Here is a 13,179-nt window from a genome sequence, read left to right on the forward strand (position 1 = left end):
ACCGGGCGCGGGACCGGTGCGGAGAGACGGGCGGTTCGGTGCCCGAACTCCTGTCCCGGCGACACCCGTAGGCCATCCGGGCTATCGATGACACCAACACCGTCTCGTTGCAGTTGAGTCGAACGGGTAGACCTCGCCGTACCGATCCACGGAAGCACTCACGATCACGGCAAGTACAGAGGAGGTACGCGTGCGCACCACGAAAGCCACCCCTGCCGGACCGTTGCCGATCACCGCCCTCGACACCTTCTCCCCACAGGCATGGTCGACCATGGCACACGCAAGCAGCGGTCTTGTTGAGGAGAGCGGATGACCCAGGAGATCCATGGCACCGTCGCGGCGGGCTTCGAGGCGGTGCGGGACGAGTTCGCCGCGTTCGTGGCGACCGAACGGGACGATTACGAGGGTCAGTTGTGCGTGTACGTGCACGGCCGGCGGGTCGTCGACCTGTGGGCCGGGGACGGCGCGGACGGCGACTCCCTCTACGGCGTGTTCTCGTCCACCAAGGGTGCCGCGCACCTGGTTGCCGCGCTCCTCGTCCAGGAGGGGACGCTGGAGCTGGACCGCAAAGTCACCTACTACTGGCCCGAGTTCGCCTCCGAGGGCAAGGGCGCGTTGACCCTGCGCGACCTGCTCGCGCACCGGGCCGGTGTGGTCGGCACCGACTCCGGATTCTCCCGTCAGGAACTGGCGGACGACCGGCAGATCGCCGAACGCCTCGCCGACCAGCGGCCGTTCTGGCGCCCTGGCACCGCGTTCGGCTACCACGCGCTGGTCATCGGCGCGCTCAGCGGCGAGGTCGTACGGCGGGCCACCGGCCGCACGCTCCAGGAGGTGTACGAGGAGCGGGTGCGGGCGCCGTACGGGCTCGACTTCTTCCTGGGGCTGCCGGGGGCGCACGAGCCGCGGTTCCGGTCGACGCAGGCGATGGCGCCGACGGATGAGCAACGGGCGCTGCTCGACGCGCTGCCGAGCGGGCCGCACACGCTTGCCGCCGTCGCCTTCAACCGGCATGCCGCCGAGCCGACCGATCTCGAAACGCTGCCCAACGATCCGCTCGTCCGGGCGAAGGGGCCGGCGTCGGTCGGTGGCGTCGCCTCCGCGCGGGGGCTGGCCGGGATGTACGCGGCGGCCATCAGCGAGGTCGGGGGGAAGGTGCCGCTGTTGAAGGACGACACGGCGGCCGAGTTCGGGCAGTTCCACTCCGTGGGGTACGACCTGGTGGCGCGGGCGCACAAGTCGTACGGGCTGGGGTTCCAGGCCACCGCCGACACCTGGTACCCGGCGCTGGGTGTCGGGGCCTTCGGGCACAGTGGGGCGGCGGGGAGTCAGGGGTTCGCGGATCCGCGGAGCGGGGTGGCGTACGGGTACACGCGGCGGCGGTTCGCGTTTCCGGGTGGGGCGGGGGTGGAGAACGAGAGGTTTGTCGCCGCGGTGCAGGGTGCTGCGCCGGCTTTGGGGTGAGGGGGGCGCTGGGGGGGGTGGGGGTTCGGTCGCCCCCGCCGCCCCTTCCCGTCCCGAACCTGGGGGCTCCGCCCCCAGACCTCCCGGCCTCTGCCCACCCACCGCCCGACTCGGTGGGGAGAAGGGTGGGCGCACCCCGGCCCGTCTTACAGCTTCACGATCATCTTTCCCGTGTTGTCGCCCCGGAGCACGCCGAGGAACGCCTCCAGGTTGTTCTCGATGCCCTCGACGATGGTCTCGCGGTACTTGAGGGCGCCCGAGGCGACCCAGGGGCCGACCTCCTGGACGAACTGGGGCTGGAGGTCGTAGTGGTCGCCGACCAGGAAGCCCTCGACGCGGCCGCGGGTCTGGATGAGGCGGGCGAGGTTCCTGGGGCCGGGGGCCGGCTCGGTGTTGTTGTAGACCGAGATCATGCCGCAGATGGCGATGCGGCCGCCCTCGTTGAGGGAGCCGATCGCGGCCTCGAGGTGGTCGCCGCCGACGTTGTCGAAGTAGACGTCGATGCCGTCCGGGGCGGCCTCGCGGAGTTGCTCGCTCACGGAGCCGTTCTTGTAGTTGAACGCCGCGTCGAAGCCGTACTCCTCCACCAGGAGCTTGACCTTCTCGTCGGAGCCGGCCGAGCCGATCACCCGCGAGGCGCCCTTGAGCCTGGCGATCTGGCCGACCTGGCTGCCGACCGCGCCGGCCGCGCCGGAGACGAAGACGACGTCGCCCTCCTTCAGGGCGGCGGTGCGCAGCAGGCCGGCGTAGGCGGTGAGGCCGGTCATGCCGAGGACGCCCAGGTAGGTGGAGAGGGGGGCGGCCTCGGGGTCGACCTTCACGGCCTGCGCGGCGTCGAAGGTGGCGTACTCGCGCCAGCCGCCGAAGTGAAGCACATGGTCGCCCACGGCGATGCCCTCGGCGTTGGAGGCGACGACCTCGCCGACCGCGCCGCCCTGCATGGCCTTGCCCAGCTCGAAGGGGGCCGTGTAGGACTTGGCGGCGCTCATCCGGCCGCGCATGTACGGGTCCACCGAGAGGTACGCGTTGCGGACGAGCACCTCACCGGCGCCGGGCTGCCGGATCTCCGCCTCGGCCAGCTCGAAGTCCTCGGCCTTGGGCCAGCCGACGGGACGGCTGAGCAGACGCCATTCGCGGCTGACGGACGGGAGCGTGGGGGTGTCGGACATGGTGCCCTTCCTTGTGTGCTGTGTGGCGCCTGTGCGGTGACATGCGCGCGGCCCAAATACTTCAGTACCTGAAACAACCATGCGCCTGGATATTTCATGATGTCAAGTAAGCGGGTACCCTGGAAGGCATGTCCACACCCCAGACGACCCGCCGGCCCGACGCCCTCACCCTGGAGGTCGTCGAGCTGATCGGCGAGGTCGTGGCGCGGTTCTACCAGGACTACGAGGAGGCCGCCGCCGGGCACTCCCTCACCGGCGCGCAGGCCCGGCTGCTCAGCCTGCTCTCCCTGGAGCCCCTGCCCATGCGGAAGCTCGCGGTGAAGCTGAAGTGCGAGCCGTCCAACGTGACCGGCATCGTCGACCGCCTGGAGGCCCGCGGCCTGGTGGAACGCCGGCCCGACCCGGCCGACCGCCGCGTGAAGCTGGCGGCGGCGACGGACGAGGGACGCCGGATCGCCAAGGACCTGCGGGAGTCCCTGCGGTTCGCCCGCGAGCCGCTGTCGGGGCTGGACGAGGAGGAACGGATCCTGCTGCGGGGAATGCTCCAGCGGATGCTGGCGGCCTAGGCCGCGCCGGGCAGACGACCGTGCCCGGTCCGCGGCCACCGGGCCGCGGACCGGGCACGCCGGCTCAGGTCAGGATCAGGATCAGGATCAGGTCTTCTTGCGGGTCGTCATGAAGCGCTGGATCAGGATGAACGCGCACAGCAGCACACCGGTGGCGATCTTCGTCCACCAGGAGCTGAGCGTGCCCTCGAACTGGATGAGGCTCTTGATCAGGCCCAGCACCAGTACGCCGAACAGGGTTCCCAGCACATATCCGGAGCCACCCGTCAGCAGTGTGCCGCCGATGACGACCGCGGCGATCGCGTCGAGTTCCATGCCGGTGGCGTGCAACGGGTCGCCGGACTGGATGTACAGGGTGAAGAGGAGTCCGGCCAGCGCCGAGCAGAACCCGCTCACGGTGTACACGGCGATCTTCGTGCCGCCCTGCGGGAGTCCCATCAGCAGGGCCGACTGCTCGTTGCCGCCGACGGCGTACACCCGGCGTCCGAAGCGGGTGTAGTGCAGGACGTAGAACGCCACCGCGAGGACGACCAGCGAGATGATCGCGCCGAGCGACAGGAATCCCATCCCCAACGACACCTGCGTCTCGGCCATGCTGCTCACCGAGGAGTCGCTGATCGAGATCGACTCCTTGCTGATGACCAGGCACAGGCCGCGGAAGAGGAAGAGGCCGGCGAGGGTCACGATGAAGGGCTGGATCTCGAAGTTGTGGATCACATAGCCCATCAGGAAGCCGCCGAAGGCTCCCACGGCCAGCGCCATGGGGATCACGACCAGCAGCGGTAGTCCCTGGCGCTCCACCAGCCAGGCCGTGAACATCGTCGTGAAGCCGATCACCGAGCCGACGGACAGGTCGATGCCGCCGGACAGGATGACGAAGGTGACACCGACCGCGGCGACCAGCAGATAGCCGTTGTCGATGAACAGGTTGAGGAAGACCTGCGGTTCGGTGAACCCGAAGTTCTGGTACCGGGCCAGGCCCCCGAGGTACATGACCAGGAACAGCAGGGCCGTCACGGCGACGGGGAGGCGTCGGTCGCCGAGCAGACGCGCGGCCTTGGACGGCGTACGGCTGTCGGAGGCCTTGGGGCTCTGGGTGGTCGCGCTCATCACGACACCTCCATCTTGGGAGCGGCCTCGGTCGCCGCGGCGGAGTCCGCCGGGGCCGCGGCCGGCGTGGCGCTTCCCTTGGAGCCGAACCTGGCACCGAACACCTTGGCGCGGAACTTCGGGGACTGCATCAGGCATACGGCGATGACGACGGCGGCCTTGAAGACCAGGTTGGTCTGGGTGGGCACGCCGATCGTGTAGATCGTGGTGGTCAGGGTCTGGATGACGAGGGCGCCGACCACCGTGCCGCCGACGGAGAACCGGCCGCCCAGAAGCGAGGTGCCGCCGATCACCACGGCGAGGATCGCGTCGAGCTCGATCCACAGGCCGGCGTTGTTGCCGTCGGCGGCCGAGGTGTTGGAACTGATCATCAGGCCCGCGATGCCCGCGCACAGCGCGCAGAACATGTACACCATGATCTTGATGCGCCGGGACCGGATGCCGACCAGGCGGCTGGCCTCGGCGTTGCCGCCGACCGCCTCGACCAGCAGTCCCAGAGCGGTGCGGCGGGTCAGCCCGACGGTGACGACGACGACCGCGGCCACCACGAAGATCGAGAACGGCAGCGTCAGCCAGTAGCCGCCGCCGATCAGCTTGTACGGCTCGCTGTTGATGGTGATGATCTGGCCGTCGGTGATCAGCTGGGCGACACCACGACCGGCGACCATGATGATCAGGGTGGCGATGATCGGCTGGATGCCCATCCTGGCCACCAGGAAGCCGTTCCACAGGCCGCAGACGACCGCGGCCAGCAGACCGAGGCCCATGGCGAGCAGTACTCCGGACAGGGCGCTCTGGTCGGACTGGTCGCTGATGTACGAGCAGGCCAGTGCTCCGGTGATGGCGACCACGGCGCCGACGGACAGGTCGATGCCGCCGGTGGCGATGACGAGGGTCATGCCGACCGCCACCAGGATGAGGGGCGATCCGAACAGCACGATCGAGACGAGGCTGCCGTAGAGGTGGCCGTCCGCCATGCGGATGGAGAAGAAGTCGGGCGTGAAGGGGACGTTGACGAGCAGCAGGAGGACAAGTACCGCCACCGGCCAGAACAGGTGGTGGCGGGTCAGCGCTCGCCATCGGGAAGAGGTGGTCACTGGTGCTCTCCGCTCGCGATGGTCTCCAGGATCCGGCTCGTGGTGATCTCGGGCCCGTTGGCGATCTGCGCCACCAGCCGGCGGTCGCGCAGCACTCCGATGGTGTGACTGAGCCGGAGGACCTCCTCCAGTTCGGCCGCGATGTACAGGACGGACATGCCGTCCTCGGAGAGGGAGACGACGAGCTTCTGGATCTCCGCCTTCGCGCCGATGTCGATGCCCCGCGTCGGCTCGTCGAGGATCAGCAGCTTCGGCTGGGTGATCAGCCAGCGGGCCAGGAGCACCTTCTGCTGGTTGCCGCCGCTGAGCTGGCCCACCCTGGCCTCGGGGTTGGCCGGGCGGATGTCGAGCGCCTTGATGTACTTGGCGACGAGTTCGTCGCGCTGGGCGACCGGGATGGGCCGGGTCCAGCCGCGCGAGGCCTGCAGGGCCAGGATGATGTTCTCCCGCACCGTGAGGTCGGGCACCAGGCCCTCGCTCTTGCGGTTCTCGGAGCAGAACGCGACTCCGGCGCCTATCGCGTCGTTGGGGGCGCTCATCGAGACCTGCCTGCCCTCGATGGACACCTTGCCGCTGTCCGGCTGGTCGGCGCCGAAGAGCAGCCGGGCGAGTTCGGTCCGGCCCGATCCGAGCAGGCCGGCGAGCCCGATCACCTCGCCCTTCCTGATCTCCAGGTCGAAGGGGGCGATGCCGCCGGTCCGGCCGAGGCCCTCCGCCCGGACCAGGGTCTCTCCCGCGTGGGAGTGCAGCTGCTGGTCGTGGAGTTCGTCCAGCTGGCCCATGGCCTTGCCGAGCATGAGCTGGACGAGCCCGACCTGGTCGAGGTCGCGCACCATGTGCTCACCGACCAGGGTGCCGTTGCGCAGGACGGTCATCCGGTCGCAGACCTCGTAGATCTGGTCGAGGAAGTGCGAGACGAACAGGATCGCGACGCCCTCGTCCTTCAACCGCCGCATCAGGGCGAACAGTTGGAGGACCTCGTCCCGGTCGAGGCTGGAGGTCGGCTCGTCGAGGATGAGCACCTTGGTGCCCGGCCCCTCTCCGTCGCCGGTGCCCAGCGACCTGACGATGGCGACCAGTTGCTGCACGGCCAGCGGGTACGAGGACAGCGGGGCGCTGACGTCGATGTCGAGTCCGAGCCGCTCCACCAGCCCGGCCGCCTGTCGGCGCAGCTGCTTCCACTGGATGCGGCCCATGCGGGTCGGTTCGCGTCCGATGAAGATGTTCTCCGCCACCGACAGGTTCGGGCAGAGGTTGACCTCCTGGTAGACCGTGCTGATGCCGGCCTGCTGCGCCTGGAGCGGGCTGGTGATCCGTACGGACCGGCCGTCCAGCGTGATCGTGCCGCCGTCCAGGGGGTGGACGCCCGTGAGCACCTTGATGAGGGTGGACTTGCCCGCCCCGTTCTCTCCCATCAGGGCGTGGATCTCACCGGGGAAGAGCCGGAAGTCGACGTCCGACAGAGCCCGTACCCCCGGAAACTCTTTGACTATGCCCGCCATTTCCAGGACGGGCCGAGGCTCTGCCATACGTCTCCTAGCGAGGGACCACCGGCTTTGTCCGGTGGGGGAATTCACGTGTCTGGTGTGTGGTGCGTTCTGCGTCTCGCGCTCTGCCCGTCGCGCCCTGGGTGTCGCCTTCGGTCCGCCCCGAAAGGGGCCGGTCCGCGATGGTCCGCAGGGCCGGCCGACCGAGGGTCCGGTCGGCCGGAGGCTCCCTGCCGCTGGGCGCGGTCGGTCAGTACTTGCGGGTCGGGAGCGCGGCCTTGGCCTGGTCCTGCATGAAGTCGCTCTCCTCGGTCTTGATCCAGCGCTCGACCTTCTCGCCGTCCTTGACCTTCTTCACGACGTCCATCAGCTGGGGGCCGAGCAGCGGGTTGCACTCGACGATGGCGTTGATCTTGCCCTCGGACATCGCGACGAAGCCGTCCTTCACGCCGTCGATGGAGACGATCAGGATGTCCGTGCCGGGCTTCTTGCCGGCCGCCTCGATGGCCTGGATGGCGCCGATGGCCATGTCGTCGTTGTGCGCGAAGAGCACGTTGACGTCCGGGTTGGACTGCAGGAAGGCCGCCATGACCTGCTTGCCGCCGGCGCGGGTGAAGTCACCGGTCTGGCTGACGACGATCTTCCAGTCGGCCTTGTGCTCGGCGTCCATGATCTCCTTGAAGCCCTTGGCGCGCTCGATCGCCGGGGCGGCGCCGGTGGTGCCCTCCAGCTGGGCGATCTTCACCGCGCCCTTGTGGCCGGCCTTCGTCAGGACCTTCTCGAGGATCTTGGCGGCGCGGCGGCCCTCGTCGGTGAAGTCGGAGCCGACCAGCGTGACGTACAGGGAGTCGTCGGAGGTCTCCACGGAGCGGTCGGTGAGGACCACCGGGATCTTCTTGGCCTTGGCCTCCTTCAGCACCGCGTCCCAGCCGGTGACGACCACCGGCGAGAAGGCTATGACGTCGACCCCCTGGGTGATGTAGCTGCGGATCGCGGAGATCTGGTTCTCCTGCTTCTGCTGGGCGTCGGAGAACTTGAGGTTGTAGCCCGCCTCCTTGGCGGCGTCCTTCACCGAGGTGGTGTTGGCGCTGCGCCAGCCGCTCTCCGAGCCGACCTGGGAGAAGCCGAGGGTGATCGTCTTGGCGCCGCCCGTGGAGGAGGAGCCGGTGGAGCTGTCGTCCTCCTTGGCGCAGGCAGCCAGGCCGCCCGCGGCTGCCACGCCGACCGCCGCGGTGAGGAAGTTTCGTCTGCTGAGCATGTTCTTCTCCTTTGAAGAGCCGGTCCGGGGACGGACCTGCTGGTACTCGATGGGACCGGCCACGCTGCGTCCAGCCTGTCGATCATCGTTCGATATGTCGGCCACACCGCTGGGCAGGTGCGTCCGACCGGTCGGTCAGAGGGTCAGAGGGGTGCGCGCTCCGACTGGGCGGTGTACGGGAACGTACTGGCGCGCACGACGAGTTGGGGTTCGATCGCGATCCGGGAGGCGGCTGGTGGCCGGCCCTCGATCAGATCGAGGAGCAGTGCGATGCCTTGCTTGCCCACCGCCTCGAAGTCCTGCCGGACGGTGGTGAGCGGAGGAGCGAAGAACTCCGACTCCGGGATGTCGTCGAAGCCGACCACCGCGACGTCCTGGGGAGTCCGGACCCCCGCCTCGCGCAGGGCCCGCAGCACCCCCAGTGCCATCTGGTCGTTGGCGACGAAGACGGCGGTCAGCCCCCGGCCCACCCAGCCGGCCAGTTCCTGGCCCGCACGATAGCCCGACAGCGGACTCCAGTCCCCGCGCAGCAGCATGGGCGGCTCGATGCCCTCCGCTTCGAGGGTCGACCGCCAGCCGGCGGCCCGGTCGGCCGCCTCCTGCCAGTCCTCGGGCCCGGCGAGGTGCCAGACCGTGCGGTGGCCGGCGGCCAGCAGATGGGCGGTGGCCAGCCGCGCCCCGAGCTGCTGGTCCACGCTGACGCTGGGGATGTCCACGCCCGGCCCGCTGCCCACGACCACCACCGGGAACGGGTGGCGGAGTTCGGCCAGAGCCTCCACCGCCGACCGCTGCGGGGCGATGGCGACCACTCCTTCCACCCCGCCCTCGCTGAGGTGGTCCAGGGCCTCGGACAGCTCCTCCACGGTCAGTCTGCGCAGGCTGACCGTCGAGACGAGATAGCCCTCGGCGCGTGCCGCCTCTTCGAGCGCGAACAGGGTACTGGCCGGCCCGTAGAGGGTGGTGTCGGAGGCGACCACACCCAGCGTCCGGGTGCGCCGGGTCACCAGGGCCCGTGCGGAGGAGTTGCGGCGATAGCCCATCTCCTCGATCGCCCGCAGCACGCGGTCCCGTGTCTGCTCCCGCACGTTGGGGTGATCCCCCAGCACGCGGGACACGGTCTGGTGGGACACGCCGGCCAGGCGCGCCACGTCGGCCATGGTGGGCGGCCGAAGCTGCGTATGGGTCACGGCCGCACCTCCTTGGCGCTCGTCCGCCGATAAGTCCTGTGGGGTGGATGGTTGATCCCGCGCCGCCGGCTTCACGCCGGGATTCCGGTGGCTCCGACGGCGGGGGAACGGAAGGCGAGTTGGGGCACTAGGGGCACAACGCTCGTAACTCCCGTGTTTCTCGACGGAAACCGACTGGTGAAGCGGAGGTCATTGTGAGCGCTAACAATTCATGGCGGTCAAGAGGGTTGCAGCGGATGGTCGTCACGGTTCCATAACGCGCCTGATGGCCATGACACATATGCCCTGGTCACAGGCCTGGAGGCAGGAGAGGGCGCCTGCGCCGAGCGAGACTCGACGACGGCCGCTACGGCGGGAACGAGCCGGCCCCGCACCCGCGCCGGGCGATGTGCGCGCCACCGGGACGCCGGCCGCGCCGCCCTGGACGGCCGTCCAGCGGCGCCACCGCCCGCTCAGCCGCCCGGCCGGAGCCCTACGAGCACCACCACAGGACGCGCTCGCACGTTTCCGACGGCGACGGCGACGGCGACGGTTTCGGGGACGAGGTCGGACGGTCGGGCGGAGCGGAGTCCGGATCCGAGTCCGGGTCCGGGTCCGACGGGGTCGTCGATCCGGCGGTCGGCCCGGAGGGGCCGGGGGTGGCCGACTGCGCTTCCCCGTCCGGGGTCGGCGTGGCCTTGTCGTCCTTCGAGGATTCCGACGCCGACGGGGAGGCGGAGGGGCTCGGGGAGGAGGACGCCCCGGCCCCGCCCGCGTCCGTCCTGTCGTCCAGCGGTCGCTCGGACGGGCTCGGCTCCGCCGTCGACCCGTCGACCTCGGACGACTCTCCCCCGGCCGCCGCGGGGTTGCTGGGGGACGAGAACCCCGGTGCGTCCACGCCGAGTTCGGCCAGGCTCAGGCCGCCCGCCGCCAGGACGAAGCCGACGCCGACCAGCACCACGCGCCTGCGGCGCCGGCGGTGGGCCGAGGCCTTGCGGTCACGACGACTCGCGTCGGGTGCGGCAGCCGCGCCTTCGGGACCCCTCCGACCACCCCGGCCCTGCTCACGGCGGCGCGCGGCGCGCCCCTGAGCCTCGTCGGCTTCGACCTCGGCTTCGGCCCCGTGATCGTCATGATCGCCTCGACGACCTGGAGCGTCCGGGTCGTCGCCGGGCGCCTCTCGCTCCGGCGCGCCCTGCGGGTACGCCTCCGTCGCGTACGACGGCTCGTACGGCTCCTGCCCGTACGGCTGCTGCTGCCCGTACGGGGTCTCCGGCTCGTACGGGTCGGGCTGATACGCGCGTAGCTGTTCGGCAGGTGCGCCGCACCCCGGGCAGGCGAGGGCGCCATTGAGGTGCCTTCGGCACGGGTGGCAGTAGTCCATGACGCGGGAAGACTAGGTTCCCGGAGCGTCACGTTCCCGGGCTCGGCTGTGAAAGTTGTGTGGGAAACCGCCAAACCGGCACGCCAACCCGAGTGACCTGTGACACACCGCCGGTTCCCGGCTTCCGGAAGGAGCGCCGAAACTGTCGAATCGTTACCCGTTCGACCCATTGACACCCCGCTCACGCCATCCTTACTGTCTGCCCAGCATTTCGAACATGTGACGAAATCTCGAACAGCGAAGGGTGATTTCCGTGCGCATCACTGGAATCAGCACGCACGTGGTCGGTACGCCATGGCGCAACCTGACCTACGTCCTGGTGCACACCGACGAGGGCATCACCGGTGTCGGAGAGACCCGGATGCTGGGCCACACCGACGCGTTGCTCGGCTATCTGAAGGAGGCCGAGGTCAACCATATTCTCGGCTCCGACCCGTTCGCTGTCGAGGACCTGACGCGCCGGATGAAGTACGGCGACTACGGGCGCGCCGGCGAGATCGTGATGTCCGGTATCGCCGTCGTCGAGATGGCCTGCTGGGACATCAAGGGCAAGGCCCTGGGCGTGCCCGTCTGGCAGCTCCTCGGCGGCAAGGTCACCGACAAGGTCAAGGCCTACGCCAACGGCTGGTACACCACCGAGCGGACTCCGGAGGCCTACCACAAGGCCGCCCAGGGGGTCATGGAGCGCGGGTACAAGGCGCTCAAGATCGACCCCTTCGGCACCGGACAGTTCGAGCTGGACCACCAGCAGAGCCTGTACGCCGTCTCCCTGATCGAGGCGGTGCGCGACGCCATCGGCCCGGACGCCGAGCTGATGCTGGAGATGCACGGCCGCTTCTCCCCCGCCACGGCCGTACGCCTCGCTCACGAGCTGGCGCCCTTCAAGCCCGCCTGGCTGGAGGAGCCCTGCCCGCCGGAGAACCTGAAGGCCCTGGAGAAGGTCGCCGCGAAGGTCGACATCCCCCTGGCCACCGGTGAGCGCATCCACGACCGCATCGAGTTCCGCGAGCTCTTCGAGAGCCAGGCCGTCGACATCATCCAGCCCGACGTCGGCCACATCGGCGGAATCTGGGAGACGCGCAAGCTGGCCGCGACCGCCGAGACGCACTACATGCTGGTCGCCCCGCACAACGTCGGCGGGCCGGTGCTGACCGCCGCCTCCCTCCAGGTCGGGTTCAGCTCCCCGAACTTCAAGATCCTCGAGCACTTCAACGACTTCGCGGACTCGGAGATCAAGAAGGTCGTCAAGGGAGCGCCCGAGGTGATCGACGGCTACTTCCACCTCTCCGACGCCCCCGGCCTCGGCGTCGAGCTGGACGTCGACGCGGCCGCCGAGTTCCCGCAGCAGCAGGCCCGCTTCGACCTCTGGGCCGAGGGCTGGGAGCAGCGCAAGCCGAAGGGCGGCAAGTGAGCAGCGCTGTCGTCATCGAGGGGCCGGGCGAGCACCGGCTCACCTCGCACGAGCCCCGGCAGCCGGGCGCGGGTGAGGCCCTGGTCCGCGTGCACGCCGTGGGCATCTGCGGCAGCGACCGCGAGGTCTACCAGGGCAACCGGCCCGAGGGTTACGTCCGTTACCCGCTGACCCCGGGACACGAGTGGTCCGGGACGGTCGAGGCGGTCGGCGCCGGGGTGCCGGACTCGCTGACCGGCCGCAAGGTCGTCGGTGAGGGCTTCCGCAACTGCCAGGTCTGCGACCGCTGTCACGCGGGCGAGACGACGCTGTGCACGGACGGGTACGAGGAGACCGGCTTCACCCAGCCGGGGGCGATGGCCGCCACCCTCACCCTGCCGGCCCGGCTGCTCCACGCCCTCCCGGACGACGCCGATCTCACCGCCGCCGCGCTGCTGGAGCCCGCCGCCTGTATCGCGGCCGCCGCGATCAAGGCGAACGCCCGGCCCGGCGAGCGGGTCGCGGTGGTCGGCACCGGGACGCTGGGCATGTTCGCCGTCCAGTTCCTGAAGGCGGGGTCCCCGGCCGAACTGCTCGTCGTCGGCACCCGGAGGGACCGGGAGGCCCTGTCACGGCAGTTCGGGGCCACCGACTTCCGTACCCGCGACCAGGAACTTCCCGGCGACTTCGACGTGGTGATCGAGACCGCCGGGTCCGCGTCCGCCGCGCGCACCTCCGCGGCGCTCCTCAGACGCGGTGGCCGGCTGGTCCTGACGGGCATCCCGGCGCCGGGCGCGGACGGTCTCGACCCCACCGACCTGGTCGTCCGGCAGCTGGAGGTGCACACCGTCTTCGGTGCGCCGCCGGACGCCTGGGCGCACACCGTGCGGGTCTTCGCCGCCGGTCTGCTGGACCCGGCACCGCTGGTCACCCACGAGCTGCCGCTCGCCGAGTTCTCGCAGGCCATCGATCTGGTGGGGTCCGGCGATCCGAAGGTGGGCAAGGTCCTGCTCCACCCCTAGTCGTACGCCGGTACGGAGGCGACCTGACGGCCTCCCTACCGGCGTACACCCAAGTCCCGCACGACT

General features: G+C 69.9%; 12 protein-coding genes. 5 read left to right on the forward strand and 7 right to left on the reverse strand.

The window, feature by feature from the left end; translation table 11 throughout:
• Nucleotides 1–309: 309 nt before the first annotated feature.
• Nucleotides 310–1,464, forward strand: coding sequence for a serine hydrolase domain-containing protein (locus ACFWJX_RS21425; protein ID WP_383245427.1), 1,155 nt, complete (start codon nucleotides 310–312; stop codon nucleotides 1,462–1,464).
• 146 nt (nucleotides 1,465–1,610) lie between these two features.
• On the opposite strand, the gene ACFWJX_RS21430 is transcribed toward ACFWJX_RS21425, so the two are convergent.
• Nucleotides 1,611–2,633, reverse strand: a complete 1,023-nt coding sequence (locus ACFWJX_RS21430) for an NADP-dependent oxidoreductase (RefSeq protein ID WP_383245430.1) — start codon at nucleotides 2,631–2,633, stop codon at nucleotides 1,611–1,613.
• A 128-nt stretch (nucleotides 2,634–2,761) separates the two neighbouring features.
• Between ACFWJX_RS21430 and ACFWJX_RS21435 the strand changes: the two genes are divergently transcribed.
• Nucleotides 2,762–3,199, forward strand: a complete 438-nt coding sequence (locus tag ACFWJX_RS21435) for a MarR family winged helix-turn-helix transcriptional regulator (protein WP_383245433.1) — start codon at nucleotides 2,762–2,764, stop codon at nucleotides 3,197–3,199.
• 87 nt (nucleotides 3,200–3,286) lie between these two features.
• Here ACFWJX_RS21435 and yjfF read toward each other — a convergent pair whose 3' ends face one another.
• From yjfF to ACFWJX_RS21465, 6 genes are all read right to left on the reverse strand, one after another.
• Entirely contained in the window at nucleotides 3,287–4,309 is a 1,023-nt protein-coding gene (gene yjfF, locus ACFWJX_RS21440; protein WP_383245436.1) for a galactofuranose ABC transporter, permease protein YjfF, read from the reverse strand.
• On the reverse strand, nucleotides 4,309–5,406 hold the full coding sequence (locus ACFWJX_RS21445) for an ABC transporter permease (RefSeq protein ID WP_383245438.1): 1,098 nt from the start codon (nucleotides 5,404–5,406) through the stop codon (nucleotides 4,309–4,311). The genes yjfF and ACFWJX_RS21445 overlap by 1 nt, the downstream gene beginning before the upstream one ends.
• Nucleotides 5,403–6,935 (reverse strand): sugar ABC transporter ATP-binding protein, encoded by a 1,533-nt coding sequence (locus ACFWJX_RS21450; RefSeq protein WP_383245441.1) that lies wholly within the window; start codon nucleotides 6,933–6,935, stop codon nucleotides 5,403–5,405. The genes ACFWJX_RS21445 and ACFWJX_RS21450 overlap by 4 nt, the downstream gene beginning before the upstream one ends.
• Nucleotides 6,936–7,143: 208 nt before the next feature.
• On the reverse strand, nucleotides 7,144–8,151 hold the full coding sequence (locus tag ACFWJX_RS21455; protein ID WP_383245444.1) for an ABC transporter substrate-binding protein: 1,008 nt from the start codon (nucleotides 8,149–8,151) through the stop codon (nucleotides 7,144–7,146).
• Nucleotides 8,152–8,294: 143 nt separating this feature from the next.
• Nucleotides 8,295–9,338 carry a LacI family DNA-binding transcriptional regulator gene (locus ACFWJX_RS21460; RefSeq protein WP_383245447.1) on the reverse strand — a complete coding sequence of 348 codons (1,044 nt, stop codon included), beginning with the start codon at nucleotides 9,336–9,338 and terminating at the stop codon, nucleotides 8,295–8,297.
• Between the two features lie 472 nt (nucleotides 9,339–9,810).
• A complete protein-coding gene (locus tag ACFWJX_RS21465; protein ID WP_383245449.1) occupies nucleotides 9,811–10,278 on the reverse strand; it encodes a hypothetical protein in 468 nt (155 codons plus the stop codon).
• Nucleotides 10,279–10,296: 18 nt separating this feature from the next.
• Between ACFWJX_RS21465 and ACFWJX_RS21470 the strand changes: the two genes are divergently transcribed.
• The 3 genes from ACFWJX_RS21470 to ACFWJX_RS21480 all read left to right on the forward strand — a co-directional run bounded on the left by ACFWJX_RS21470 (nucleotide 10,297) and on the right by ACFWJX_RS21480 (nucleotide 13,113).
• Nucleotides 10,297–10,623 carry a hypothetical protein gene (locus tag ACFWJX_RS21470; protein WP_383245452.1) on the forward strand — a complete coding sequence of 109 codons (327 nt, stop codon included), beginning with the start codon at nucleotides 10,297–10,299 and terminating at the stop codon, nucleotides 10,621–10,623.
• Between the two features lie 331 nt (nucleotides 10,624–10,954).
• Nucleotides 10,955–12,112, forward strand: coding sequence for a mandelate racemase/muconate lactonizing enzyme family protein (locus tag ACFWJX_RS21475; RefSeq protein ID WP_383245455.1), 1,158 nt, complete (start codon nucleotides 10,955–10,957; stop codon nucleotides 12,110–12,112).
• The gene (locus ACFWJX_RS21480) at nucleotides 12,109–13,113 is read left to right on the forward strand and encodes a zinc-binding dehydrogenase (RefSeq protein WP_383245457.1); all 1,005 of its coding nucleotides are present in this window, start codon (nucleotides 12,109–12,111) and stop codon (nucleotides 13,111–13,113) included. The genes ACFWJX_RS21475 and ACFWJX_RS21480 overlap by 4 nt, the downstream gene beginning before the upstream one ends.
• The last annotated feature ends 66 nt before the right edge of the window (nucleotides 13,114–13,179 follow it).

Origin of the sequence: Streptomyces sp. NPDC058335 (genome assembly GCF_042723915.1) — a bacterium.
Classification (GTDB): domain Bacteria; phylum Actinomycetota; class Actinomycetes; order Streptomycetales; family Streptomycetaceae; genus Streptomyces.

Excerpts from the sequence above, each read along its gene's own strand:
- ACFWJX_RS21425 (WP_383245427.1), top strand. The coding sequence starts at position 310 with ATGACCCAGGAGATCCATGGCACCGTCGCGGCGGGCTTCGAGGCGGTG.
- ACFWJX_RS21430 (WP_383245430.1), bottom strand. The coding sequence starts at position 2,633 with ATGTCCGACACCCCCACGCTCCCGTCCGTCAGCCGCGAATGGCGTCTG.
- ACFWJX_RS21435 (WP_383245433.1), top strand. The coding sequence starts at position 2,762 with ATGTCCACACCCCAGACGACCCGCCGGCCCGACGCCCTCACCCTGGAG.
- yjfF (WP_383245436.1), bottom strand. The coding sequence starts at position 4,309 with ATGAGCGCGACCACCCAGAGCCCCAAGGCCTCCGACAGCCGTACGCCG.
- ACFWJX_RS21450 (WP_383245441.1), bottom strand. The coding sequence starts at position 6,935 with ATGGCAGAGCCTCGGCCCGTCCTGGAAATGGCGGGCATAGTCAAAGAG.
- ACFWJX_RS21455 (WP_383245444.1), bottom strand. The coding sequence starts at position 8,151 with ATGCTCAGCAGACGAAACTTCCTCACCGCGGCGGTCGGCGTGGCAGCC.